This is a genomic window from Microbacterium sp. NPDC055521, assembly GCF_053619695.1.
The window spans coordinates 12,397-38,429 of sequence record NZ_JBSHJX010000001.1 but is presented as its reverse complement, the minus strand read 5'-3'; the positions used below and the strand labels follow the sequence as shown (position 1 = coordinate 38,429).

General features: G+C 69.9%; 23 protein-coding genes. 22 read left to right on the top strand and 1 reads right to left on the bottom strand.

Going from position 1 to position 26,033, the window contains the following annotated elements:
* Positions 1-69: 69 nt before the first annotated feature.
* Positions 70-1,314, bottom strand: coding sequence for a DUF222 domain-containing protein (locus ACWGSM_RS00160; RefSeq protein WP_452320991.1), 1,245 nt, complete (start codon positions 1,312-1,314; stop codon positions 70-72).
* A gap of 154 nt (positions 1,315-1,468) precedes the next feature.
* Here ACWGSM_RS00160 and efp point away from each other — a divergent pair, with 154 nt between their 5' ends.
* The 22 genes from efp (at position 1,469) to hisI (ending at position 26,033) form a co-directional block, all read left to right on the top strand.
* Positions 1,469-2,032: an elongation factor P gene (gene efp / locus ACWGSM_RS00155; protein WP_452320990.1), complete on the top strand. Its 564-nt coding sequence runs from the start codon at positions 1,469-1,471 to the stop codon at positions 2,030-2,032.
* A gap of 2 nt (positions 2,033-2,034) precedes the next feature.
* A complete protein-coding gene (gene nusB, locus ACWGSM_RS00150; RefSeq protein WP_452320989.1) occupies positions 2,035-2,445 on the top strand; it encodes a transcription antitermination factor NusB in 411 nt (136 codons plus the stop codon).
* A gap of 50 nt (positions 2,446-2,495) precedes the next feature.
* Positions 2,496-5,813: an SNF2-related protein gene (locus ACWGSM_RS00145; protein ID WP_452320988.1), complete on the top strand. Its 3,318-nt coding sequence runs from the start codon at positions 2,496-2,498 to the stop codon at positions 5,811-5,813.
* Positions 5,814-5,910: 97 nt separating this feature from the next.
* Positions 5,911-7,503, top strand: a complete 1,593-nt coding sequence (locus ACWGSM_RS00140) for a Rieske 2Fe-2S domain-containing protein (protein WP_452320987.1) — start codon at positions 5,911-5,913, stop codon at positions 7,501-7,503.
* A gap of 95 nt (positions 7,504-7,598) precedes the next feature.
* The gene (gene pyrR, locus ACWGSM_RS00135; protein WP_452320986.1) at positions 7,599-8,129 is read left to right on the top strand and encodes a bifunctional pyr operon transcriptional regulator/uracil phosphoribosyltransferase PyrR; all 531 of its coding nucleotides are present in this window, start codon (positions 7,599-7,601) and stop codon (positions 8,127-8,129) included.
* Positions 8,126-9,085, top strand: coding sequence for an aspartate carbamoyltransferase catalytic subunit (locus ACWGSM_RS00130; protein ID WP_313356431.1), 960 nt, complete (start codon positions 8,126-8,128; stop codon positions 9,083-9,085). The genes pyrR and ACWGSM_RS00130 overlap by 4 nt, the downstream gene beginning before the upstream one ends.
* A 19-nt stretch (positions 9,086-9,104) precedes the next feature.
* Complete coding sequence (locus ACWGSM_RS00125) at positions 9,105-10,409, top strand: dihydroorotase (protein ID WP_452321260.1); 1,305 nt, start codon at positions 9,105-9,107, stop codon at positions 10,407-10,409.
* A complete protein-coding gene (locus ACWGSM_RS00120; RefSeq protein WP_452320985.1) occupies positions 10,406-10,912 on the top strand; it encodes a PH-like domain-containing protein in 507 nt (168 codons plus the stop codon). The genes ACWGSM_RS00125 and ACWGSM_RS00120 overlap by 4 nt, the downstream gene beginning before the upstream one ends.
* The gene (gene carA, locus ACWGSM_RS00115) at positions 10,909-12,066 is read left to right on the top strand and encodes a glutamine-hydrolyzing carbamoyl-phosphate synthase small subunit (protein ID WP_452320984.1); all 1,158 of its coding nucleotides are present in this window, start codon (positions 10,909-10,911) and stop codon (positions 12,064-12,066) included. Before ACWGSM_RS00120 ends, carA begins: the two co-directional genes overlap by 4 nt.
* Positions 12,066-15,353, top strand: coding sequence for a carbamoyl-phosphate synthase large subunit (gene carB / locus ACWGSM_RS00110; RefSeq protein ID WP_452320983.1), 3,288 nt, complete (start codon positions 12,066-12,068; stop codon positions 15,351-15,353). Before carA ends, carB begins: the two co-directional genes overlap by 1 nt.
* Positions 15,350-16,213: an orotidine-5'-phosphate decarboxylase gene (gene pyrF, locus ACWGSM_RS00105; protein WP_452320982.1), complete on the top strand. Its 864-nt coding sequence runs from the start codon at positions 15,350-15,352 to the stop codon at positions 16,211-16,213. Before carB ends, pyrF begins: the two co-directional genes overlap by 4 nt.
* Positions 16,182-17,126 (top strand): guanylate kinase, encoded by a 945-nt coding sequence (gene gmk / locus ACWGSM_RS00100; RefSeq protein WP_452320981.1) that lies wholly within the window; start codon positions 16,182-16,184, stop codon positions 17,124-17,126. The genes pyrF and gmk overlap by 32 nt, the downstream gene beginning before the upstream one ends.
* Before the next feature lie 80 nt (positions 17,127-17,206).
* On the top strand, positions 17,207-17,461 hold the full coding sequence (gene rpoZ, locus ACWGSM_RS00095; RefSeq protein WP_452320980.1) for a DNA-directed RNA polymerase subunit omega: 255 nt from the start codon (positions 17,207-17,209) through the stop codon (positions 17,459-17,461).
* Positions 17,462-17,572: 111 nt separating this feature from the next.
* A complete protein-coding gene (metK, locus tag ACWGSM_RS00090; RefSeq protein ID WP_452320979.1) occupies positions 17,573-18,769 on the top strand; it encodes a methionine adenosyltransferase in 1,197 nt (398 codons plus the stop codon).
* Positions 18,770-18,776: 7 nt separating this feature from the next.
* A complete protein-coding gene (locus ACWGSM_RS00085; RefSeq protein ID WP_452320978.1) occupies positions 18,777-20,756 on the top strand; it encodes a primosomal protein N' family DNA-binding protein in 1,980 nt (659 codons plus the stop codon).
* A 36-nt stretch (positions 20,757-20,792) separates the two neighbouring features.
* Positions 20,793-21,716, top strand: coding sequence for a methionyl-tRNA formyltransferase (fmt, locus tag ACWGSM_RS00080; protein WP_452320977.1), 924 nt, complete (start codon positions 20,793-20,795; stop codon positions 21,714-21,716).
* Positions 21,713-23,095, top strand: coding sequence for an RsmB/NOP family class I SAM-dependent RNA methyltransferase (locus ACWGSM_RS00075; RefSeq protein WP_452320976.1), 1,383 nt, complete (start codon positions 21,713-21,715; stop codon positions 23,093-23,095). The genes fmt and ACWGSM_RS00075 overlap by 4 nt, the downstream gene beginning before the upstream one ends.
* An 11-nt stretch (positions 23,096-23,106) precedes the next feature.
* Positions 23,107-23,787, top strand: coding sequence for a ribulose-phosphate 3-epimerase (gene rpe, locus ACWGSM_RS00070; RefSeq protein ID WP_452320975.1), 681 nt, complete (start codon positions 23,107-23,109; stop codon positions 23,785-23,787).
* Positions 23,784-24,047 (top strand): phosphoribosyl-ATP diphosphatase, encoded by a 264-nt coding sequence (locus ACWGSM_RS00065; RefSeq protein WP_452320974.1) that lies wholly within the window; start codon positions 23,784-23,786, stop codon positions 24,045-24,047. Before rpe ends, ACWGSM_RS00065 begins: the two co-directional genes overlap by 4 nt.
* A 41-nt stretch (positions 24,048-24,088) precedes the next feature.
* Positions 24,089-24,931, top strand: a complete 843-nt coding sequence (gene hisG / locus ACWGSM_RS00060; protein WP_452320973.1) for an ATP phosphoribosyltransferase — start codon at positions 24,089-24,091, stop codon at positions 24,929-24,931.
* Positions 24,931-25,692, top strand: coding sequence for an imidazole glycerol phosphate synthase subunit HisF (gene hisF, locus ACWGSM_RS00055; RefSeq protein ID WP_452320972.1), 762 nt, complete (start codon positions 24,931-24,933; stop codon positions 25,690-25,692). The genes hisG and hisF overlap by 1 nt, the downstream gene beginning before the upstream one ends.
* Entirely contained in the window at positions 25,689-26,033 is a 345-nt protein-coding gene (gene hisI / locus ACWGSM_RS00050) for a phosphoribosyl-AMP cyclohydrolase (protein WP_452320971.1), read from the top strand. The genes hisF and hisI overlap by 4 nt, the downstream gene beginning before the upstream one ends.

Sequence of the window (26,033 nt, the reverse complement as noted above, 5' to 3'; positions counted from 1 at the left end):
GAGGAGGGTCGTGCGAGAACTAGCCGACCGGAGATCGCTGGCCGCTCAAGATGCTCTGCAGGTCGATCGTCAGAAGGGTGGTGGTGCGGTGCTGGTGTATCCGGTGGAGGAGATGACCTGCACGGTGTGGTCGGGTCGCGTCCGATACCGGATTCGGGTGCGATGTCGCAGTGTGTGATCGCGGGGACACAGGGGACGGAGCTGACTCAGATCCGTCGTCCCACCTTTCGCCCAGGGCCGGTCGTGGTCGAGGTCGGCGTCGACCGCGAGGCGGGTGCACCCGTCGCGGGAGCAGGTGCCATGGCCCAGGGTCAGCCAGTCGCGTTGCGCTTGCGTGGGCCGGTAGGTGCGCCGGTCCATGTCGACGATCGCGCCTGTGACGGGGTCGGTGATCACCCGCCTGAAGCCGCGGGCGTCGAGGAACATCTGCTTCGCGGTGAGCGGGTCGATCGTGTCGCCGCCGACGATCGACGCGGACTCCACCGGGACCGGGTCGCCGGCGAGCAGCTGGACGGGCACGGTGACGAACAGCTTCGTCTTCACCGCCGTCGCGGTGCCGACACCGCGCAGCCATTGGCTGAACAGGTCAGCACGGATCTGGCTGCGTGTTCTGCCCTCGCGCTTGGCCTTCTGCATGTGCTTCGCCGTCGCGGTCAGACGCCGCATCGCGGCGACCGCGTCGTGAGTGGGAAGAAGCGCGGTGATCCACGACATCCCATCGCCGGCGGGGGAGACGCTCACGTGTCGGTCGGCCATCGCGCGGGTGTGTCGGCGGGCGGCGGTGTCGCCGGTGATCCGGTCGACGAGCTTCTTCGCCCGCTGCCGCAGCACCGCTGATGAGCAGGTCAGCACCCACTCGTGCGCGGCCTGATCCAGCCGGGCGAGCGCGGCGGCCTCGGCATCCCGAACCTCCTGCGGCGCGCCGAGCGGGGAGGCGAGCGGGCCGGCGGCGGTGACGATCACCCCGACGTTGTGCATCGACGCGAACCCGTCACGGGCGCGCTGCCACAGCAGCGGCAGATCCCGCGCCGCCGTCTCAGCGACAGAGCACAGCTCCCGCACCCGCTCCTGCGAGATCCGCAACCGCAGCGACAGCTCCAGCACCACCGCCCGCTCGGCCATCTGCACGTCGGCGTCGATCGTGTAGATCTCCGGATGCCGACGCGCGAACTCGACCGCTTCCACCACGCGCTGCGCCTGCCGCGCGGCATACCGGTTCGCGTCCACCTCGGAGCACGTCACGTCATCGAGGAGCACGCTCAGCACATCGCCCGCAGACTGCGGGCTCGTACCGGACTCCTCATCGATGAACACCACACCAGTATAGAACAAAACTTCGAATCTGTCGAGGGTGGTACGCGATCAGATCGGCCGATCCGGGGCATCCGATAGAATCGCTATTTGGCCACCTTCCCGCGCGCAACCGCGCCGGCCCTCGAAGCTTCTGAACGAACGGACCCGCATCACCATGGCATCCACCGCAGACATCAAGAACGGCGTCGTCATCAAGATCGACGGACAGCTCTGGAGCGTCGTGGAGTTCCAGCACGTCAAGCCCGGCAAGGGCGGCGCCTTCGTCCGCACCAAGCTGAAGAACGTCGTCACGGGCAAGTCGGTCGACAAGACCTACAACGCCGGCACGAAGATCGAGATCGAGAACGTCGACCGTCGCGACTTCACCTACCTGTACACCGACGGCGACAGCTTCGTCTTCATGGACCAGGAGGACTACGACCAGATCAACGTCCCCGCGGCCACCGTCGGCGACGCGAAGAACTACATGCTCGAGAACCAGCAGGTGCAGATCGCGCTGAACAACGGCAACCCGCTCTACATCGAGCTGCCCGCCTCGGTCGTGCTCGAGGTCACGTACACCGAGCCCGGTCTGCAGGGCGACCGCTCGTCGGCCGGCACCAAGCCCGCGACCCTCGAGACCGGCTACGAGATCCAGGTTCCGCTGTTCCTCGAGCAGGGCACCAAGGTCAAGGTCGACACCCGCACGGGCGACTACCTCGGCCGCGTCAACGACTGACCTTGAGCGCCCGCACCAAGGCGCGCAAGCGCGCCCTCGACATCCTCTTCTCGGCCGACGTACGCGGCGAGGAGCTCTCGGTCGTGCTCGCCGCAGCCGCCAAGCGCGCCGCCAGCGAGCCGTCTCGCGAGGCCTCGTGGCTGTACGCCCGCGACATCGTCGACGGCATCATCGACAACCGCGATGAGATCGACGAGCACATCACCACGCACAGCAACGACTGGAAGCTCGAGCGGATGCCCGCCGTCGACCGCGCCCTGCTGCGCATCGGCACCTGGGAGATCGTCTACAACGACGAGGTTCCCACCGCCGTCGCAATCGACGAGGCCGTCGAACTCGCCAAGGAGCTCTCGACCGAGGACTCCGGCGGGTTCGTGCACGGCGTGCTGGCCCGCATCGCCCGATCCATCTGAGTCGCAGCCGGCGCTGAGCGCGTGTCGGTGGTGACGGGGAGGATGCTGTCATGAGCTCTCCTCGCCCTCCCGCCACGGTGCTGCGCGCCCTGGCGGGCGACGGCGGCTACCAGCGCGGGCTCGACTACGCCCGTCGCGGTCGCGTCGCCGACGTGCGGTGGGATGCCGCATCTCAGACGCTCACCGCCGGCGTATTCGGCAGTGAACGTGCTCCCTACCGGTGCCGGGTGCGCTTCGACGGGCCGCGGATCATGACGACCAACTGCACGTGCCCGGTCGCCGCGGCCTGTAAGCACGCGATCGCGGCCATCCTCATCGGTGCCGACGCGGATGAGACGCTCGACAGCGCGCCCGAGCGGCCCGCCGCGGCGTCCCCCGCCCCGCCGCCGCCGCGCGAGCCGTGGGAGCAGTTCGGGGCGTTCGCCCGCCCCGTTCCGCCGCCGGCGTGGCGTGCGCTGCTGAACGCTCCGCCCGCGGCGACGTCCGCGCTGCCCCTCGCGCTGGGAATCGAGCTGCGCACGCGGCCCCGCCACTCGTTCGACCGGTGGGGGCCGGCCGCCCTGCAGACGGCGACACCTCGCGACCTCGCCGGCGATCACGGTGAGATCCTGCTCTGCGTCCGCCCGCTCATGCGCAGCGCGTCGACGGGCCGATGGATCCACGGCGAGGCTTCCTGGGACTCCGTGCGGCGCTCGTCGGCGCGCTTCGATGCCGACCAGGCGCGCTGGTTCACCGACTTCCTCAACATCGCGCGCGACTCGCTGCTCTCGGGCACCGCGGGTGACTGGATCGCCCTCGACCGGGTCGAGACGCCGCTGCTGTGGCAGCACGTCGACGCGCTGGCGGGACTGGGCATCCCGATCATCTCGACGCAGAAGCACACCGCCGTCCAGTTCGCCGAGGACGCGACGATCGGGCTGCGCATCGACCCGGCTGACAGCGGAGGGCTCATCGTCGGCGCCGAGGCCGTACTCGACGGGCGGCCTGCGCCGGCTGCGCAGCTGCGCCCGATCGGGCGCATCGGACTGTACCGGTGGGAACTGGTGGGATCGGGAGTCGCCGTGACCATCGCGCGCATCGCGCTCGCACCCGCCGTTCTGAACGCGCTCAACACGCCCGCATCGATCGATGTCGCACCGCACGACCGCGAGACGTTCCTCGCCGAGGCGTACCCCGTGCTCGCCAGGCAGACGGTGGTGACGGCCCCCGACCACCTCGCGCTGCCGTCGCTCGCCGTGCCCGAGCCGGTGCTGCGGGTGGCGTTCCGAGACCGGCACCGCGTCACGTATCGATTCGGATGGGAGTACGCCGGGCACGGCTCCGTCGCCGTCGCCGAGGGCTCGGAGCCGTTCCGCGATCCGGATGCCGAGCACCGGCGCCTCCGCGAGATCGAGGCGCTCTGGGCCGGTGCCACGCGCGAAGAATTCCGCGATCGCGCCGACCTTGCACAGCTCGACGCGGCCGAGTGGTCCGCGCACGTCCTGCCCGCGTTCGAGGCCTCCGACGTGAAAGTCGTCGTCACGGGCCGTCGAACCCGGTACAGGGAGCTGACCGGGACGCCCGAGATCTCAGTCTCGACCGTCGAGTCGACCGACGCCGACTGGTTCGACCTCGGAGTGCTCGTGAAGATCGACGGACACTCCATCCCGTTCACGCCGCTGTTCACCGCGCTGAGCATGCGGCGCACCAAGCTCATGCTCGTCGACGGCACGTATTTCTCCCTCGCTCATCCCGCCCTGCAGCAGCTGCGTGACCTCATCGACGAGGCGGGCGCGCTCACCGAGTGGGAGACAGGCCCGCGGATCAGCCGCTATCAGACCGCGCTCTGGGAGGACTTCGAAGACCTCGCCGACGAATCGGAGCAGGCGGTCAGCTGGCGCGCCACGGCCGAGGGCCTGCGCGGCATCGAGCGCGTGCCTCCCACCGCACCGCCTGCGGGCCTCCGCGCCCAGCTGCGTCCCTACCAGCAGCAGGGACTCGACTGGCTGGCTTTTCTGTGGCAGCACCGGCTCGGGGGCATCCTCGCCGACGACATGGGCCTGGGAAAGACCCTTCAGCTGCTCGCGCTCATCGCGCACGCGGTGGAGGCGGGGGAGCAGCGTCCCTTCCTCGTGGTCGCACCCACCTCAGTGCTCGGCACGTGGCGCAGCGAAGCGAGCCGGTTCGCCCCCGACCTGCGCGTTCGCGTCGTCGACGGCACCGGATCGCGTCGAGCGGACGAGATCTCCGCGATGGCCCCCGGGGCCGACATCATCGTCACCTCGTACACGCTGCTGCGACTCGATGCCGAGGAGTACCAGGGCATCGACTGGGCGGGTGTGATCATCGACGAGGCCCAGTTCGCGAAGAACCCCGCCACGAAGGTGCACCAGGCGATCGCGCAGCTGAGATCCGACGTCACGATCGCCGTCACCGGCACGCCGCTCGAGAACAGCCTGACCGACCTGTGGGCGCTGTTCTCGCTGACCGCGCCGGGGCTGTTCCCGTCTCAGCGTCGCTTCCGAGAGGAGTACGTGCAGCCGATCGAGCAGGGCAAGGTGCCGGAGAACGAGGAGGGCGCCCCGTACGGGCAGCGACGGCTCGAACGGCTGCGCCACCGCATCCGACCACTCATGCTGCGACGTACGAAGGAACTGGTCGCGAGCGACCTGCCCGAGAAGCAGGTGCAGGAGCTGTTCGTCGACCTGAGCCCCGCGCACCGAGCCGTCTACGACACAGTCCTGCAGCGAGAGCGCCAGAAGGTGCTCGGCCTCCTCGCCGACCTCGACCGCAATCGCTTCATCGTGTTCCGCTCGCTCACGATGCTGCGGATGCTCGCGCTGTCGCCGCGGCTGATCGACCCGGATGCCGAGGACGCGACCTCCGCCAAACTGGACGTGCTGCTCGAGCACGTGCAGGAGCTGCGCGCCGAAGGGCACCGGGCGCTCGTCTTCAGCCAGTTCACGTCGTACCTCGAGATGGCCGCAGAGCGGCTGCGCGCCGCGGGCATCGCCTACGACTACCTCGACGGGTCCACGCGCCGCCGCGACGATGTCATCGACGGGTTCCGCTCGGGTGAGGCCCCGGTGTTCCTGATCAGCCTCAAGGCCGGCGGGTTCGGGCTCACTCTCACCGAGGCCGACTACGTGCTGCTGCTCGACCCGTGGTGGAACCCCGCGGCCGAAGCCCAGGCCATCGATCGCACGCACCGGATCGGTCAGACGCAGCCCGTGTTCGTGTACCGGCTGATCGCCGCGGGCACCATCGAGGAGAAGGTGCTGGCGCTGCAGCAGCGCAAGGCTCGGCTCTTCACCGCGGTGATGGACGATGAGGCGCTGTTCTCGCAGGCGCTCACCGCCGACGACATCCGCGGGCTGCTCGAGCCCTGAGCAGCCCGCCACGGGCATCCGGATAACCACGGCCGGTCATCGGACGCGCTCAGGGAGCGCTCGGTAGAATCGACGTCGTCCAACCTTGAGGAGAGACATGCGGATCACGGGACTCGGCCACGCCGGGATGTTCATCGAGACGGTCGGCGGAAACATCATCTGCGACCCCGTTCTCGGACCTTCCTTCTACGGCTCGTGGTTCCCGTTCCCCGACAACCGCGGCCTCGACTGGGAGCGGCTGGGACGCGAGGCGGACTTCCTGTACATCTCGCACCGTCACCGCGACCACTTCGACCCGAACCTGCTCGAGAAGTACATCTCGAAGGACATCGAGGTGCTGTTGCCCGAGTACGTGACCGACGACCTCGAGGTCGACATCCGGGCGCTCGGCTACCACAACATCACCTACGCGCCCGCCGGCCAGGTGATCGAACGCGGTGATCTGAAGATCATGATCACACCGCTGCGTGCCCCGAGCGACGGCCCGATCGGCGACTCGTCGCTGAGCGTCGACGACGGCACGGCATCCATCCTCAACCAGAACGACTCGCACCCGCTGGATCTGGAGGCGCTGCTGTCATTCGGCAAGCCCGAGGCGTACTTCACGCAGGTGTCGGGCGCGATCTGGTGGCCGATGGTCTACGACCTGCCTCAGGATGCCAAGCAGAAGTTCGCCGCGCTGAAGCGCGACGCGCAGAACAAGCGCGCCATGTACTACATCGAGAAGGTCGACGCGCCGCACGTCTTCCCGATGGCAGGGCCTCCCATGTTCCTTCGTGACGAGCTGTTCCGCTTCAACGGCACCGGCCAGGACGACGACTCGATCTTCACGGATCAGAAGGAGTTCCTGGCGCACATGAAGGAGCTGGCGCCGAAGTACGACGGCCACCTCTTCATCCCGGGCACCGTCGTGGAGATGAACCACGGTGAGTTGACCGTCTCGCAGAGCCTGTATTCGCAGGACGAGATCGACCACATCTTCGACGAGAAGTGGGAGTACCTCGAAGAGCAGCGCGCGACGCGCCAGCAGGAGATCCTCGACGAGGAGGCCACCCGCGCCGAGGTCCTCCCGCCGGCCGAGATGCTCGCCGCGATCAAGGAGTGGTGGGAGCCGCTGCTGAAGAAGTCGCGCACCATCCGCCTCGGCGTCGGCGGCAACGTGCGCTTCAAGATCGGCGAGCTGGACATGGTCGTCGACTTCCCGAAGGCGAAGGTCCGCGAGTACGCGGGCGAGGAGTGCATCTACTGGTACACGATCCCCGCCGATCTCGTCTCGACGAACATCCGCGACCACGAGATCGACTGGTCGAACTCGATCTTCCTCTCGATGCAGTTCTCGGTCGGACGCAGCGGCAAGTTCAACGAGTTCCTCACCACCTTCCTCAAGTGCCTCTCGGTCGACCGCATCGAGTACGTCGAGAACTGGTACCAGGAGCAGACCGACCAGACCGAGGACGCCGAGATCGACGACTGGGTCGTGCAGCGCCGCTGCCCGCACCTGCGCGCCGACCTCACCCGCACCGGCACGATCGAGGACGGCGTGCTCACCTGCTCGATGCACGACTGGAAGTGGGACCTGAAGACCGGCAAGTGCCTGTCGACGGCAGGTCACCCCATCCGCGCATCGCGGGTCATCAAGACCGGCTCGAACGCCGAGGACGAGCGGGAGCCCGCTGGCGCACGAGGCTGACGTCACGAGTCAACGAGCCCCGTCCGGACTGCTCTAGACTGAAGGCATCACCGAACCTTTAACACCGTCCCGTGAGGCGGAGAAGGGAGCGGCCGTTGTCTGCACGCACTGTGCTGCACGAAGCCGATATCGCGCGCGCTCTGACGCGCATCGCCCATGAGATCCTCGAGTCCAATCGAGGAGCCGACGGGCTCGTGCTCCTCGGCATCCCGACCAGGGGAGTGACGCTCGCCGATCGACTCGGCTCGGTCATCTCCGGCATCGCCGAGACCGACATCCCCGTCGGATCGCTCGACATCACGCTGTTCCGCGATGATCTGGCGAAGCACCCGACACGTGCGCCGAAGCGCACCGAGATCCCCGCCGGCGGCATCGACGGCAAGACCGTGGTACTCGTCGACGACGTGCTGTTCTCCGGCCGCAGCATCCGCGCAGCGCTCGACGCTCTGCAGTCGATCGGCCGCCCGTCGGCGGTCCGCCTGGCCATCCTCGTCGATCGCGGCCACCGCGAGCTGCCCATCCGACCCGACTTCGTCGGCAAGAACATTCCGTCGTCTCGCGCGGAGCGCGTCAATCTCCGCCTGCGCGAACTCGACGGAGCCGACGAGGTGACGATCGAATCATGAGGCACCTGCTCGACATCCGCACCCTCGATCGCGCGCAGGCGCTGCGCATCCTCGACGTCGCCGAGGACATGGCCGACACCCAGTCGCGCGAGGTGAAGAAGCTCCCGACGCTGCTCGGCAAGACCGTCGTCAACCTCTTCTTCGAAGACTCCACCCGCACCCGCATCTCGTTCGAGGCGGCCGCGAAGCGGCTCTCCGCCGATGTGATCAACTTCGCCGCGAAGGGCTCGAGCCTCTCGAAGGGCGAGAGTCTGAAGGACACCGCCCAGACACTGGAGGCGATGGGGGCGGATGCCGTGGTCGTGCGCCACTCGGCATCCGGGGCACCGCGCACCCTGGCCACCAGCGGCTGGATCTCGGCCGGCGTGGTCAACGCCGGCGACGGGACACACGAGCATCCGACCCAGGCGCTGCTGGACGCGTTCACGATCCGCAAGCGCCGCCACGGCGGTGACAGTCGAGGCCGCGACCTGTCCGGTCTGCGCGTCGTCATCGTCGGCGACGTGCTGCACTCGCGCGTGGCGCGCTCGAACGTGTGGCTGCTGTCGCTGCTCGGCGCCGACGTCACACTGGTGACGCCGCCGACGCTCGTGCCGCAGAACGTGTCGCAGTGGCCGGTGCGGGTGCTCTACGACCTCGACGCCGCTCTCGCCGACGGTCCGGACGCCGTCATGATGCTGCGTATCCAGGCGGAGCGCATGCACGCCGCGTATTTCCCGACTGAACGGGAGTATTCCCGGCTGTGGGGGCTGGACGCCGTGCGCGCGGCGACGCTGCCGGACGATAGCATTGTGATGCACCCGGGGCCGATGAACCGTGGGCTCGAGATCTCATCCGAAGCCGCAGATTCCCCGCGATCCACCGTGCTGGAGCAGGTCACCAACGGGGTCTCGGTGCGCATGGCCGTGCTCTACCTGCTGCTTGCAGGCGAGCGCAACGACGAAGAGGGGAAGTGAAGTGAGCCAGACCCTCGTCATCGAAGGCGTCCAGCTGCTCGGGCGCGAGAGCGCTGACATCGTGATCGAGAACGGTGTCATCGCCGAGATCGGCTCCGGCCTCAGCCGATCGGGTGCGCGTGTCATCGACGCCGCAGGCCTGATCGCGCTGCCGGGTCTCGTCGACCTGCACACGCATCTGCGTGAGCCCGGGTTCGAGGCGTCGGAGACGGTGCTGACCGGCACGCAGGCCGCGGCGGCCGGCGGCTTCACGGCGGTGTTCGCGATGCCGAACACCCAGCCCGTCGCCGACACCGCCGGCGTCGTCGAGCAGGAGCTCGCGCTCGGCGAGGCGGCGGGATATGCGACCGTGCAGCCGATCGGCGCCGTGACCGTCGGACAGAAGGGCGAGCGTCTCGCCGAACTCGGCGCCATGGCCGGATCCCGCGCCCGCGTGCGCGTGTTCAGCGACGACGGCTTCTGCGTGTGGGACCCGCTGATCATGCGGCGTGCGCTGGAGTACGTGAAGTCGTTCGACGGCGTCATCGCCCAGCATGCGCAGGATCCGCGGCTGACCGAGGGCGCGCAGATGAACGAGGGCGTCGTGTCGGCCGAGCTCGGCCTCGCCGGCTGGCCGGCCGTCGCCGAGGAGTCGATCATCGCCCGCGACGTGCTCCTCGCCGAGCACGTCGGCTCCCGCCTGCACGTCTGCCACCTCTCGACCGCCGGCTCGGTCGACATCATCCGGTGGGCCAAGAAGCGCGGCATCCACGTCACTGCCGAGGTCACCCCGCACCACCTGCTGCTGACCGACGATCTCGCACGCGACTACGACGCCCGGTACAAGGTCAACCCGCCGCTGCGCACCGCGGAGGACGTCAACGCCGTGCGCGAGGGGCTCGCCGACGGGACGATCGACATCGTCGCGACCGACCATGCCCCGCACCCGGCCGAGAACAAGGCGTGCGAATGGCAGGCCGCCGCGAACGGCATGGTCGGCCTCGAGAGCGCGCTGCGGGTGGTGCATCAGGCGATGGTGCAGACCGGGCAGCTCGACTGGGCCGACGTCGCGCGCGTGATGAGCGCGGCTCCCGCGCGGATCGGGCGCCTCGACGGCTTCGGTGCGCTCGAGGTGGGGCGCCCTGCGCACGTGACGCTGTACGACCCGAGCGTGCCGGGTGTGTTCACCGAGGCCGACCTGCACGGGCGCAGCCACAACTCCCCGTACCTCGGCCGAGAACTTCCCGGCCGCGTGCAGTGGACGATCCACGGCGGCGTCGTCACCGTCGACGGGGGAGCGCTCGTCGAGCATCTCCCCGGCGGCGGGCGGAGCGAGACGAAGTGAGCCGTGAGCTCGCGGTGCTCATCATCGCAGCAGTCGCCGCGCTCATCCTACTGGCGATGTCCGTCGCCTGGCGGCGACGACTCCGCCGCGACGCCGGGCTGACCGCGCCACTCGGCGTGCCCGAGCATGCCGAGGTGACCGGCAGGTACGAGATCCTGTACGTCGCCACCACCGAGCACGATCAGCCTCTCGAGCGGCTCGCCGTCAGTCCGCTGACCTACCGCGCTCGAGGCGAGCTCGTGCTCACCGATCGGGGCGTCGCCCTCAGCCTCGACGGCGCGCCGACCGTGTTCCTGTCATCCGCGCGGCTGCTCGCCGCCGACCGCGCGACCATCGCCATCGACCGCGTCGTGGAGCGCGACGGTCTCATCCGCCTTGTCTGGCGCGCGACCGACGACGTCCACGTCGATTCCTTCATCCGGCCCATCTCAGGTGGGCCCTCAGAGATCGTGCCGCAGCTCGAGCGCCTCTGCGCCGGCGCGGAGAACGGAGAGAACTCGTGACATCCACCACTGCCAACCCCACCGAGCCTGCTGTGCTCGTGCTCGAGGACGGCACTCGCTTCGAGGGGCGCGCATACGGCGCCCGCGGCACCACGCTCGGCGAGGTCGTCTTCGCCACCGGCATGTCCGGCTACCAGGAGACGCTGACCGACCCGTCGTACGCCGGCCAGATCGTGCTGCAGACCGCGCCGCACATCGGCAACACCGGCATGAACCGTGAGGACCAGGAGTCGTCGCGCATCTGGGTCGCCGGCTACATCGTGCGCGACCCCGCGCGACGCGTGTCGAACTGGCGCTCCGAGGAGTCGCTCGACGATGCCCTCGTGCGCGAGGAGATCATCGGCATCAGCGGCATCGACACGCGCGCTGTCACGCGCCGCATCCGCGATACGGGATCGATGCGCGGCGGGATCTTCTCGGGCGACGCCGCGGCGCTGCACGCCGACGAGCAGCTGCGCCAGGTGACCGCCGCGCCCGAGATGGCCGGTCAGCATCTGTCGGCCGTCGTCTCGGTCACCGAGCCCGTCGTGATCGCCGCGACCACCGAGCGCATCGGGAACCTCGCCGTGGTCGACCTGGGCATCAAGCAGTCCACGATCGACAACCTCGCCGCGCTGGGCTTCGACGTGCATGTGCTGCCGCAGTCCGCCAGCTTCGACGAGATCGTGTCGACCTCGCCTGACGCCGTGTTCTACTCGAACGGCCCGGGCGACCCCTCGGCCTCCGACGAGCAGGTCGCCGTGCTGCGACAGGTGCTCGACGCACGCATCCCGTACTTCGGCATCTGCTTCGGCAACCAGCTGTTCGGGCGGGCGCTGGGCCTCGACACCTACAAGCTGACTTTCGGCCACCGGGGCATCAACCAGCCGGTCATCGACAAGGCCACCGGTCGCGTCGAGATCACGGCCCACAACCACGGCTTCGCGGTCGAGGCCCCGATCGAGGGTGAATTCGACAGCCCGCACGGCTACGGGAAGGTCGAGGTGAGCCACGTGGGCCTCAACGACCAGGTCGTCGAAGGGCTTCGTGCGCTCGACATCCCGGCCTTCTCGGTGCAGTACCACCCGGAGGCGGCGGCGGGTCCGCACGACGCCCACTACCTGTTCAGCAGATTCCGCGAACTCGTCGTCGCGAACAAGAAGGGCGCCAACTGATGCCGAAGCGTGAAGACATCAACTCCGTCCTGGTCATCGGCTCCGGCCCGATCGTGATCGGCCAGGCCTGCGAGTTCGACTACTCGGGAACCCAGGCGTGCCGCGTGCTGCGCGAGGAGGGCGTGCGCGTCATCCTGGTCAACTCGAACCCGGCGACGATCATGACCGATCCCGACTTCGCCGACGCGACGTACATCGAGCCGATCACCCCCGAGGTCATCGAGACGATCATCGCGAAGGAGAAGCCGGATGCCATCCTGCCGACCCTCGGCGGTCAGACCGCACTGAACGCGGCCATGGCGCTGCACGAGCGCGGCATTCTCGAGAAGTACGACGTCGAGCTCATCGGCGCGAAGGTCGACGCGATCCGTCGTGGCGAAGACCGCCAGATCTTCAAGGAGCTCGTCCTCGAGGCGGGCGCAGACGTCGCGAAGTCGGTCATCTGCCACACCATGGACGAGCTGATCGCCGGCGCGGCAGAGCTCGGCTACCCGCTCGTCGTGCGCCCGTCGTTCACGATGGGCGGCCTGGGCTCGGGCTTCGCCTACGACGAGACCGATCTTCGCCGCATCGGCGGCGCGGGCCTGCACGACTCGCCCACGAACGAGGTGCTGCTCGAGGAGTCGATCCTCGGGTGGAAGGAGTACGAGCTCGAACTCATGCGCGACACCTCTGACAACACGGTGGTCGTGTGCTCGATCGAGAACGTCGACCCGGTCGGCGTGCACACGGGCGACTCGATCACCGTGGCCCCGGCGCTAACGCTCACCGACCGCGAGTACCAGAAGATGCGCGACATCTCGATCGACATCATCCGCTCCGTCGGCGTCGACACCGGTGGCTGCAACATCCAGTTCGCCGTCGACCCGAGCAACGGGCGCATCATCGTCATCGAGATGAACCCGCGTGTCTCGCGCTCGTCGGCGCTGGCGTCGAAGGCGACCGGATTCCCGATCGCGAAGCTCGCCGCCAAGCTGGCGCTCGGCTACCGCCTCGACGAGATCCCGAACGACATCACCGGCGTCACCCCGGCGAGCTTCGAGCCGACCCTCGACTACGTCGTGGTCAAGGTGCCCCGCTTCGCGTTCGAGAAGTTCCCCGCCGCCGACGCCACACTCACCACCACCATGAAGTCGGTGGGTGAGGCGATGGCCATCGGGCGCAACTACACGACCGCGCTGCAGAAGGCGCTGCGCTCGCTCGAGAAGCGCGGCTCCAGCTTCCACTGGGGCGACGAGAGCCGCTCGGTCGACGAGCTGCTCGAGATCGCGAAGACCCCGACCGACGGCCGCATCGTCGTGCTGCAGCAGGCGCTGCGCAAGGGCGCGACGATCGAGCAGGCCTTCGACGCCACCGCGATGGACCCGTGGTTCCTCGACCAGATCGTGCTGATCAACGAGGTCGCAGACAGCGTCGCCTCCGCGGCGGAGCTCGATCGCGCCACACTGCGCCTCGCCAAGGAGCACGGCTTCAGCGACGCCCAGATCGCGCAGCTGCGCGATCTCGACGAGGCCGAGGTGCGCCGCATCCGCCACGGTCTGGACGTGCGCCCGGTCTTCAAGACGGTCGACACCTGCGCCGGCGAGTTCCCGGCCCTGACGCCGTACCACTACTCGAGCTACGACTTCGAGACCGAGGTCGCGCCGAGCGAGCGCACCAAGATCGTCATCATCGGCTCGGGCCCCAACCGCATCGGACAGGGCGTGGAGTTCGACTACTCGTGCGTGCACGCCTCGTTCGCCCTGTCGGATGCCGGGTACGAGACGGTCATGGTCAACTGCAACCCCGAGACGGTCTCGACCGACTACGACACGTCCGACCGCCTGTACTTCGAGCCGCTGACGCTCGAGGACGTGCTCGAGGTGCTCGACGCGGAGGCGCGCAGCGGCACCATCCTCGGCGTCGTCTGCCAGCTCGGCGGCCAGACGCCGCTGGGACTCGCGAAGGGCATCGAGGCGGCCGGGTACACCGTGCTCGGCACCAGCCCCGCCGCAATCGACCTGGCCGAGGAGCGTGAGCTCTTCGCCCGCCTGCTCGACGATGCCGGCCTCATCGCCCCGCGCAACGGCACGGCGATCGACGTCGAGGGCGCGGTGCGCATCGCCGAGGACATCGGCTACCCGGTGCTCGTGCGTCCCAGCTTCGTGCTGGGCGGTCGGGGCATGGAGATCGTCTATGACACCCCGTCGCTGCGCGACTACTTCGTGCGCACCGCAGGCGAGGTCATCATCGAGGAGGGCAAGCCACTGCTCGTCGACCGATTCCTCGACGACGCGATCGAGCTCGACGTCGACGCGCTGTACGACGGCACCGACCTGTACATCGGCGGCGTCATGGAGCACCTCGAAGAGGCCGGCATCCACTCCGGCGACTCGAGCTGCACCCTCCCGCCGGTGTCGCTGGGACGCACCGACATCGACCGGGTGCGCACCGCGACCCTGGCCATCGCTCAGGGTGTGGGCGTGCGCGGCCTGCTGAACGTGCAGTTCGCGATCAGCGCCGGCGTGCTCTACGTCATCGAGGCCAACCCCCGTGCGAGCCGCACGGTGCCGTTCGTGTCGAAGGCCCTGGGCATCCCGATGGCGAAGGCCGCGAGCCGCCTCATGGCGGGCGCGACGATCGCCGAGCTGATCGACGAGGGCATGCTGCCCGCGCAGGACGGTTCGCGCGTGCCGCTGGGCGCCCCCGTCGCCGTGAAGGAGGCGGTGCTGCCGTTCAAGCGCTTCCGCACCCACGACGGCAAGGTGGTCGACTCGGTGCTCGGCCCCGAGATGCGCTCGACGGGCGAGGTGATGGGTATCGACCGTGACTTCCCGACCGCTTTCGCGAAGAGCCAGTCCGCCGCATACGGCGGCATGCCGACGTCGGGCACCGTGTTCATCTCGGTCGCCGACGCCGACAAGCGCGAGGTCATCCTGCCGGCGCACCGCCTGCAGCAGCTGGGCTTCACCCTCGTCGCGACCGAGGGCACGGCCGAGATCCTGGGCCGCAACGGCATCGACGCACAGGTCGTGGCGAAGTACAGCGAGACCAGGGAGAGCGGCGAGCGGAACATCGTCGACCTGATCAATGACGGGGAGATCGACATCGTCGTGAACACCCCGTCAGGCGGTTCCGCGCGCGCCGACGGGTACGAGATCCGTGCTGCGGCGGTCGCCGCCGACAAGGCGCTGTTCACCACCATGGCCGTGCTCGGCGCCGCGGTGACCGGCATGGACGCGACGCAGTCGGGCTTCGAGGTGCGCAGCCTGCAGGAGTACGCCGCCGACCGCGAGGCCGCCCTATGACCGACTCGTTCGGCGCGCGCCTGCGCACGGCGATGGACCGCTTCGGTCCGCTGTGCGTGGGTATCGACCCGCACGCGGCTCTGCTCGACCAGTGGGGTCTCGCGCAGGACGCCGACGGTCTGCGCTCGTTCGGCCTCGCCGTGGTGGATGCCGCGGCGGGCCGAGCGGCCGTCGTGAAGCCGCAGGTCGCGTTCTTCGAGCGGTTCGGCTCGCGTGGGTTCGCCGCGCTGGAGGACGTCATGTCGGCCGCGCGCGATGCCGGCCTGATCGTGATCGCCGACGCCAAGCGCGGTGACATCGGCTCGACCATGGCCGGCTATGCGGCGGCCTGGCTGGAGGCGGGGTCGCCGCTGGAAGCCGATGCCGTCACGATCAGCCCGTACCTCGGACCGGACTCGCTGCGCGACACGCTCAGCACCGCGGTCCGGGCCGGCAAGGGCGTGTTCGTGCTCGCGGCGACCAGCAACCCCGAAGCGACGGCGCTGCAGACCGCACGCACGGTCGACGTGGCCGGCGGCGACGAGCAGACTGTGGCCGCCCGGGTCACCCGGGATGTCACCTGGGTCAACCGTTCCGCGGCCTTCGAGGGGGCGCTCGGCCCGATCGGCGTCGTCATCGGCGCGACGGTCGACCGCGCGGAGGTCGGCATCGACGACGACATCCTCGAGGGCACGCCGATCCTCGCACCAGGCTTCGGAGCCCAGGGGGCTACCGAGACGGATCTCGCAGCTCGATTCGGCGCGGTGGCGGTGAACGTGCTCGCGAGCGAGAGCCGCAGCATCCTGGCTGCCGGAGCAGCCAGGATCGCCGAGACGATCAGCACCCGCAATGCGCGATACCAGGAGGTCCTCCGTGGCTGAACGACCCGCTGTCCCTGACGTCGACCGCGTCGCAGCCTCCCGCCGCGCCCTCGAGCGCCGACGAGCGCGCGCCGCACTCAAGCGCGACCTCAGCACCCGGGTCATCACCCCGCAGTCCGTGCTGCGGCAGGCGACCGAGGACAGGGACTCCGACGCCGCCACCATGCGGGTCACCGACTTCCTGATGGCTCTTCCCGCGATCGGCGCGGGCAAGCGCGACCGGGTGCTCGAAGAGCTGCACATCGCGCCGGTCAAGCGGCTGGGCGGGCTCGGCGTGCGCCAGCGCACCGCGCTGGGGGACTGGCTCGACGAGCGGTTCCCGCCGCACCGCGCGCGCCCCGCCCGCAGTCGCCTGCTCGTGCTCGCCGGCCCGACCGCGGTCGGCAAGGGCACGGTCGCGGCACGCATCCGCGAGACCCACCCCGAGATCCACCTGTCGGTGTCGGCGACCACTCGCGCGCCGCGCCCGGGCGAGATCGACGGGTTGCACTACTACTTCGTCGACGACGCCGAATTCGACCGCCTCATCGCCGACCAGCAGCTTCTCGAGTACGCGGTGGTGCACAACAGGCACCGCTACGGCACGCCGCGCGGGCCCGTCGACAGTGCCCTCGCGGAGGGCCGGACGGTGCTGCTCGAGATCGATCTGCAAGGCGCCAGGCAGGTCCGGGCGGCCGAGCCGTCGGCATCCCTCGTCTTCCTGCTGCCGCCCAGCTGGGACGAACTCGTGGAGCGCCTCGTCGGCCGCGGCACCGAGGATGCCGAGGAGCGCTCCCGCAGGCTGCGCACCGCCCGGGTCGAACTGGCCGCGCAGAACGAGTTCGATTACCTCGTCGTGAACGCCGACGTCGCCACCGCGGCCGAAGAGGTCGTAGAATTGTCCACAGACTCTGCGCGTCGCTCGGCTCCCTGAGCCCTTCCCGACCGCGTGCCGCATCGATTTCGCGACAGCTCGTCACTCCCGACGCCCGTCGCCAGACCAGGAGGTCCACCATGGCCGGACACAACAACGGCATCATCGACCCGCCCATCGACAACCTTCTCGAGCGCGTCAACTCGAAGTACGAGCTCGTGATCTACGCGTCGAAGCGCGCACGCCAGATCAACGACTACTACTCCGACCTGCACGAGGGCAACCTCTTCGACAACGTCGGGCCGCTCGTCGACTCCTCGGTCGAGGACAAGCCCCTCACGATCGCCCTGCACGAGATCAACGAGGACAAGCTGCGCATCCGTCACGCTGAGTGATCGCCTTCGCACTGTGAGCCGCCGACGTCCTCATCGGGATGTCGGCGGCTTCATGCACACTGGCGTCGAGCCGTCACCGGCTCCGCCCCACGACCCCGCTTTGGAGCCCCGATGAGCGCGCTGCGCCTGTTCACGTCCGAGTCCGTCACCGAAGGACACCCCGACAAGATCTGCGACCAGATCTCCGACAGCATCCTCGACGGGCTGCTCACGGTGGATCGGGACTCGCGCGTGGCCGTCGAGACACTCGTCACGACCGGGCTGGTGCACGTCGCAGGTGAGATCCGCACCGAGGGCTACGTCGACATCCCGACCATCGTGCGGGACGTCGTGAACGGCATCGGCTACACCTCGAGCGACACCGGCTTCGACGGCTCGTCGTGCGGTGTCAGCATCTCGGTCGGCGAGCAGTCGGCCGACATCGCGAACGGCGTCGACCAGGCGCAGGAGCAGCGCGACGGGGGATCCACCGATCCTCGGGACCTGCTCGGTGCGGGTGACCAGGGCATCATGTTCGGCTTCGCGACCAACGAGACCCCGCAGCTCATGCCGATGGCCGCGTGGACGGCGCATCGCATCGCCGAGCGCCTCACCGAGGTGCGCCGCTCGGGCGAGCTGGCGTTCCTGCGCCCCGACGGCAAGACGCAGGTCACGCTGGGCTACGACGGCTTCACGCCGAAGACCATCGACGCGGTCGTGCTCTCGACTCAGCATCACCCCGACATCGCGCAGGACGAGCTCAAGCAGCTCGTGCGTGACGTCGTCATCGACCCGGTTCTCCAGCAGACCGGCCTCGACCTGGCCGACGACCTGAAGTATTACATCAACCCGGCCGGCCCCTTCGTCACCGGCGGGCCGAAGGGCGACGCCGGCCTCACCGGCCGCAAGATCATCATCGACACGTACGGCGGAGCCGCCCGTCACGGCGGCGGCGCGTTCAGCGGCAAGGACCCGTCGAAGGTCGACCGCTCGGGTGCCTACGCGATGCGCTGGGTCGCGAAGAACGTGGTCGCGGCGGGGCTCGCAGACCGCGCCGAGGTGCAGGTCGCGTACGCCATCGGCGTGGCGCGCCCGGTCGGGCTGTACGTCGAGACGTTCGGCACTGGTCGCGTCTCGGAGGAGACCATCACCGAAGCCATCTCGCAGGTGTTCGACCTGCGCCCGCAGGCCATCATCGAAGAGCTCGACCTGCTGCGTCCGATCTACGCGCAGACCGCCGCCTACGGGCACTTCGGCCGCGAGCTGCCCGACTTCACCTGGGAGCGCACCGACCGCGCCGACGACCTGCGTCGCGCAGCCGGCCTCTGAGGGCCCGGTGTCCGAGGCTCGTCCCGAGCAGGCGGCGCTCAGCCCGGGGAAGGGGCGCCGCATCGCGCGGGTGCTGATCGACTCACCGCTGCCGCAGCTCGACAGGCTGTTCGACTACGCGCTTCCCGACGAGCTGGGCGAGGTCGTGCCTGGCGTGCGCGTCAAGGCGCCGCTGCGCAGCGCCGGCCGTGTCGTCGACGGATTCATCGTCGAGATCGACGTGGAGCCGGATGCTTCCCGCACTCTCTCCGCGATCGAGAGCGTCGTGTCGCCCACGGTCGTGATGCCCGACCGCCTGTACCGTCTCGCGCGGCGCGCGGCGGACCGCGCCGCGGGGTCGGCATCTGACGTGCTGCGTCTCGCCATCCCGAAACGGCAGGTGCGGGTCGAGAAGGCATGGGCGCCGTCCGACGAGACGATCGAGCTCGATCCGGATGCCGTGACCCGAGCGCACGAGATCATCGCCCGCTACCAGGGACTCGCCGAGGTGATCACGGAGTCGGGTCGGGCGGCGGTCGAAGCCATCCCGGTCCAGATCGGCTCCGAGCCCGGCTGGGCGGCGGTGCTGGCCGCCGCTGCCGCCGCGGAGCTGGCGGAGGGCCGCTCGAGCATTCTCGTGGTGCCCGACTACCGCGACCAGGATCTGCTGCTCACCGCGCTCGAACGACTCGTGCCGGCAGCGGCTGTCGCACGCCATGACGCCAGGCAGGCGAACCCCGACCGGTACCGCGCCTTCCTGCGCATGCTCGACGACGCGCCCTGCATCGTGGTCGGCAATCGCTCGGCGGTCTACTCGCCGGTGCGGGCGTCGCTCGTCGCCATCTGGGACGACTCCGACCCGCTGCTCGCCGAGCCGCTCGCACCGTACGTGCACGCGCGCGACGCGGCGCTGATCCGGCAGGAGCAGGAGGGCAGTGCGCTGCTGCTCGTCGCGCACACCCGCTCGACCGACGTGGAGCGCCTCGTGCAGCACTCCTGGCTGCGCGACATCACCGCCGCACGGCGCGTCATCCCGAACGTGCGCCTGAGCACGCCGCAGGAGCTCGAGCGGACGATGGGCCAGCGGGTGCCGTCGAGCGCGTTCGCCACGGCACGCGCCGCGGCGGCAGACGGCCCCGTGCTCGTGCAGGTCGCCCGGCCCGGGTTCGCGCCGACGCTCGTGTGCGCCTCGTGCCGGCATCCCGCCCGGTGCCGGGAGTGCGGCGGGCCGCTCGGGGCACGACGTCGCGGCGCCGTGCCGGTGTGCGGGTGGTGCGGTCGCTCGGCGCACTCCTGGCGGTGCGTGGAGTGCTCGTCGGATCAGGTGCGACTGGCGTCGTCGGGCACCGAGCGCACTGCCGATGAGATGGGCCGTGCCTTCCCCGGAGTGCGGGTGATCGTCTCGGACGGCGCGCACCCGGTGCAGCACGTCGACGATCGCCCCGCCCTCGTCGTCGCCACCCGCGGCGCCGAGCCGGTCGCCGAGGGCGGCTACCGGGCGGTGATCCTGCTCGACGGCGCGCGCATGCTGCAGGCGCCCGAGCTGCGGATCGGCGAGTCGTGCCTGCGCTGGTGGGCGAATGCCGCCGCCCTCGCCGCGCCCACAGCACCCGTACATCTCGTGGGCGTCGACGGCCCCGTCGCCCGCGCTCTCGCGACCTGGTCTGCGGCCGCCTACGCCCGTTCCGAGCTGGAGTCACGGATGCCGCTGCACATGCCGCCGACGGCGCGCTTCGCGCAGCTGGAGGGCAGTCCCGCCTCGGTGGGCGCGGCGCTCGATGCGCTCAGCGGCGTCGGCATCCCCTCAGACGCCGTCCTCGGGCCCGTGCCGCTCGACGACGACGGCCGCGTGCGCGCTCTCGTCCGCTTCCCGTACGCCGCCGGCCAGGAGGTGGCCGACACGCTGCGCGCGAGCGTCGTCGCGGATGCCGCGCAGAGCCGGCGTGGCCGAGGACGAGCGCGGATCCTGCTCTCGGTGCACCTCGATATCCTCGAACCCGAGATCTGATCACCTGAACCCGCTCGACCGACCGGAGAACCTTCCATGCGCCTCGTCTTCGCAGGCACCCCCACCGTCGCCGTTCCCACGCTGCGCGCCCTCGCCGCAGAGCACGAGATCGCGGCGGTGATCACGCGCCCTGACGCTCCGCTCGGGCGCAAGCGCGTGCTGACCCCGTCGCCGGTCGCGGCGGCTGCCGAGCAGCTCGGACTGCCCGTCATCAAGGCGGCGCGCCTCGATGACGAGGTGACCGAGCAGATCCGGGCGCTCGACACCGAGCTCGGCGTGATCGTCGCCTACGGCGGGATCGTGCGCGAACCGCTGCTGTCGGCGCCGGAGAAGGGGTGGATCAACCTGCACTTCTCGCTGCTCCCGCGCTGGCGCGGCGCCGCACCCGTGCAGCGTGCACTGATCGAGGGCGACGCGGAACTGGGGGTAGCCGTGTTCCAGCTCGTGCCCGCGCTCGACGCGGGCGACGTCTTCGCCATGCGGTCTGTCCCCGTGCCCGACGACGCGACCGCAGACGTCGCCCTCGAAGTGCTCGCGAAGGACGGCACCTCGCTCGCCGTCGACGTCGTGGCCGGCATCGCCGAGGGAACCGCTCGGGCTCAGCCCCAGCAGGGTGACCCGACCCTGGCGCCTAAGCTCACGCTCGATGACGGCGTGATCGACTGGAGCGCACCACTCGATGAGGTGTACGCGCGCTACCGTGGCGTCACGCCCGAGCCCGGCGCGCACACGACCATCGCCGGCACACGGCTGAAGATCCTCGGCGCCGCACCCGCGGCGCCCGACGCGCCGCCCCTCGACCCTGGCCTGCTGCACGGCACCAAGACCGCCGTGCTCATCGGCACGGGCACGACCCCGCTCGCGGTCACCCGCGTGCAGCCCGCCGGCAAGGGCCCGATGAACGCCGCCGACTGGTGGCGCGGTCTGCGCGACGCCGGATCCGTGAGGGCCGGATCGTGAGCGCCCCGAAGATCCAGGCCGCCCGGTGGGTCGCCTACGACGTGCTCAGAGCCGTGTCGGACGACGACGCGTACGCCAACCTGCTGCTGCCGAAGCTGATCATCGAGGCGAACCTCAATCCGCAGGATGCGGGGCTCGCGACGGAGCTGGCCTACGGCACGCTGCGGCGCCGCGGCACCTACGACGCCATCATCGCCGAGGCGGCCGGTCGGCCCGTCGCGCAGATCGATCCTGCCGTGCTGGATGCCCTGCGCCTCGGCGCGCACCAGCTGCTCTCGACCCGCGTCGCCGCTCACGCCGCGGTGAACGAATCGGTGTCTCTGGTCGCGGCCGAGGCCGGACGCGGGGCATCCGGGTTCGCGAACGCCGTGCTGCGCCGGATCGGCCGAGATGACGCAGACACCTGGCAGCAGCGGATCGAGGTCGGCGCACGCTCGGATGACGAGCGCCTCGCGCTGCGCACCGCGCACCCCGTGTGGGTGATCCGCGCTCTCAGACGCGCCCTCGCCGCCGAGGGCCGGGCCGACGAGCTCGACGCTCTGCTGGCATCCGACAACGACGCGCCCGAGGTCACCCTCGCCGCTCTCCCTGGGCTCGCCGAGCCGGGCACGCCGCGGCGACCGTACGCGTCCACCGCGTTCGGGTCGCCCGGCGGCGATCCGCGCCGGATCATCGCCGATGCGAACGGCACCATCCGCGTGCAGGACGAGGGATCGCAGCTCGTCGCGCTGGCACTGGCCGCCGCGGCGCCCGTGCGTGAGGGGGAGCGCTGGCTGGATCTGTGCGCAGGGCCCGGCGGCAAGACGGCCATGCTTGCCGCGCTCGCCCTCCACTCCGGCGCCGAGCTCGAGGCGAACGAGGTCGTTCCGGCGCGCGCAGGGCTCGTCCGGCACGCCGTGCGTCCGCTGCCGATCGAGGTGCCCGTGCACGAGGAGGACGGCCGGGTGTTCGCAGCGCAGCATCCGGCGTCGTTCGACCGCATTCTCGTCGACGCACCCTGCACCGGCCTCGGCGCGCTGCGCCGGCGCCCGGAGGCGCGCTGGCGCAAATCCCCGGAGGACGTCGGGGAGCTCGTGCAGCTGCAGGTGCAGCTGCTCGAGGCCGCGATCGACGCTCTCGCTCCCGGCGGGATCGTCGGCTACGCGACCTGTTCTCCGCATCTGCCCGAGACGACCGGCGTCATCGCCGAGGTCCTGCGCCGTCGGGACGACATCGTCGAGCTCGACGCCCGTTCGGTGATGGCGGGCATCGCCCGGTCGCCGATCGACCTGGCCGCGCGCACGGGCGACGGGCCGGGCAGCGCCGGTGCGCAGCTGTGGCCGCATCGTCACGGCACCGATGCCATGTTCCTCGCGCTGCTGCAGCGCACCGCCCCGTAAAGGACCATCTCGTGAACCTCCCCACCGCACCGCGCATCAACCCGAGCATCCTCGCCGCCGATTTCGCGAACATGCAGGCCGAACTCGCCCGCATCGCGACCGCCGACTTCGCGCATGTCGACGTGATGGACAACCACTTCGTGCCCAACCTCACCTTCGGGCCGCAGATGGTCGAGCGGATCCAGGCGACCAGCCCCATCCCGCTCGACGTGCACCTGATGATCACCGACCCCGACCGGTGGGCGCCCGAGTACGCCGAGCTGGGAGCCGCCAGCGTCACCTTCCACCTCGAGGCGGCCGCCGACCCCGTGGCGCTCGCCCGGCGTCTGCGGGCGATCGGATCGCGCGCGGGCATCGCGATCAAGCCGGGCACCGCGGGCGAAGCGCTCTACGACATCCTCGACGAGGTCGACCAGATCCTCGTGATGACCGTCGAGCCGGGCTTCGGCGGACAGGGATTCATGCCCGAGACGATGCCGAAGCTGCGGGCGCTGCACGGCGAGGCGCGCCGGCGCGGATCCGATGTGTGGTTGCAGGTCGACGGCGGGATCTCGGACGACACGATCGCACAGGCCGCCGCAGCCGGCGCCGACACGTTCGTCGCCGGCTCCGCGGTGTACGGCGCGGCCGACATCGAGGCCGCGGTCATCCGTCTTCGCGAGCGCGCACGAGCGGCTAGCCTGGAATCGTGAAGACATTCGACGAACTGTTCGCCGAGCTCAGCGCCACCGCGCTCGAGCGTCCCGAGGGATCGGGCACCGTCGCACAGCTGGATCGCGGAGTGCATGCGATCGGCAAGAAGATCGTCGAGGAGGCGGCCGAGGTCTGGATGGCCGCCGAGTACGAGTCGACCGACGCGGCCGCTGAGGAGATCTCCCAGCTGCTCTATCACCTGCAGGTGATGATGCTCGCCAAAGGCTTGACCCTGGAGGACGTCTACCGACATCTGTGAGCGAGTCTCAGACCACCGTTCACCAGATACGAAAGACATCCATGCTGCGCATCGCCGTTCCGAACAAGGGCTCGCTCTCCGAGACAGCCGCCGAGATGCTGGCGGAGGCCGGGTACGCCGGCCGCCGCGACCCCAAGACCCTGCACGTCATCGACGCCGACAGCGGCGTCGAGTTCTTCTACCTGCGTCCCCGCGACATCGCGACCTACGTCGCGTCGGGCGCTCTCGACGTCGGCATCACCGGCCGTGACCTGCTGTGCGACGTGCGTCAGGACGACGCCAGAGAGATCGAGCAGCTGGGCTTCGCCCGCTCGACCTTCCGATTCGCGGCCCCTCCCGGCCGCTACTCGACCATCGAGGATCTCGAGGGCGTGCGCGTGGCCTCCGCCTACCCCGGACTGGTCGACGACTTCCTGCGCGAGAACGGCGTGACCGCTCAGCTCGTCCCCCTGGACGGCGCGGTCGAGTCCGCCGTGCGGCTCGGCGTCGCCGATGTGATCGCCGACGTGGTCGAGACGGGCACGACGCTTCGTCAGGCGGGCCTCGAGATCTTCGGCCCGGTCATCATCCGCTCCGAGGCGGTGCTGATCAGCCGGCCGGGTGACGTGCCGGGAACCGACCGGCTGCTGCGTCGCCTGCGCGGCGTCATGGTCGCTCGGCAGTACGTGCTGCTCGACTACGACCTCCCCGCGCACCTCGTCGACCAGGCCGTCGAGATCGCCGGCGGCCGCGAGTCGCCGACCATCTCACCGCTGCGCGACCCCGAATGGGTCGCGGTGCGGGTCATGGTGCCCCGCAAGGGCGTGAACCAGGTGATGGACGACCTGTACGCGCTGGGCGCGCGGGCCATCCTCGTCACCGCGATCGACGCGGCGAGGCTCTGATGACACTCGCCGCGCGCGTGATCCCCTGTCTCGACGTCGCCGCCGGGCGCGTCGTGAAGGGCGTCAACTTCCAGAATCTGCGCGACATGGGAGACCCCGTCGAACTGGCCGCGCACTACGCCGCCCAGGGCGCCGACGAGATCACCTTCCTCGACGTCACCGCCACGGTCGATGCGAGAGCGACGACTTACGACGTCGTGCAGCGCACCGCCGAGAACGTGTTCGTGCCGCTCACCGTGGGCGGCGGCGTGCGCAGCGTCGACGACGTGGCCCGACTGCTCTCGGTCGGCGCCGACAAGATCGGCGTCAACTCCGCCGCGATCGCCCGTCCCGCGCTCATCGACGAGATCGCCGACCGGTTCGGCGCTCAGGTGCTCGTGCTCTCGCTCGACGTCAAGCGCACGACCTCGACCCCCTCGGGATTCGCCGTCACCACCCACGGCGGGCGCACCGAGACAACCCTCGACGCTCTCGACTGGGCGCGCGAGGCCATCGAGCGCGGTGCCGGGGAGCTGCTGGTCAACTCGATCGACGCCGACGGCACGAAGGACGGCTTCGATCTCGAGCTGGTCCGCCTGATGCGCGAGGTGTCCGCCGTGCCGGTGATCGCCTCCGGTGGCGCGGGCGACGTCGGCGATTTCGCGCCGGCCATCGCAGCGGGGGCGGATGCCGTGCTCGCCGCCAGCGTGTTCCACAGCGGGCAGCTCACGATCAGCGACGTCAAGGACGCGCTGCGAGCCGAGGGAGTGGTGGTGCGATGACACCGGACGACCCCACGCGGATCGCGTGGAACGACGCCGGGCTCGCTCCCGTGATCGTGCAGCAGCACGACACTCGCGAGGTGCTCATGCTCGCGTGGATGGACGCCGAGGCGCTGCGCCGCACACTGAGCGGCGGCCGCGCCGTGTACTGGTCGCGCTCACGCCAGGAGTACTGGCGCAAGGGCGACACCTCGGGCAACACGCAGCGGGTGATCAGCGTGGCCGTCGACTGCGACGCCGACACGATCCTGCTGCAGGTCGACCAGCAGGGTCCGGCCTGCCACACCGGCACCCGCACCTGCTTCGACGGACGCGAGCTGTCGTCGAGCGGGGTGGCCTGA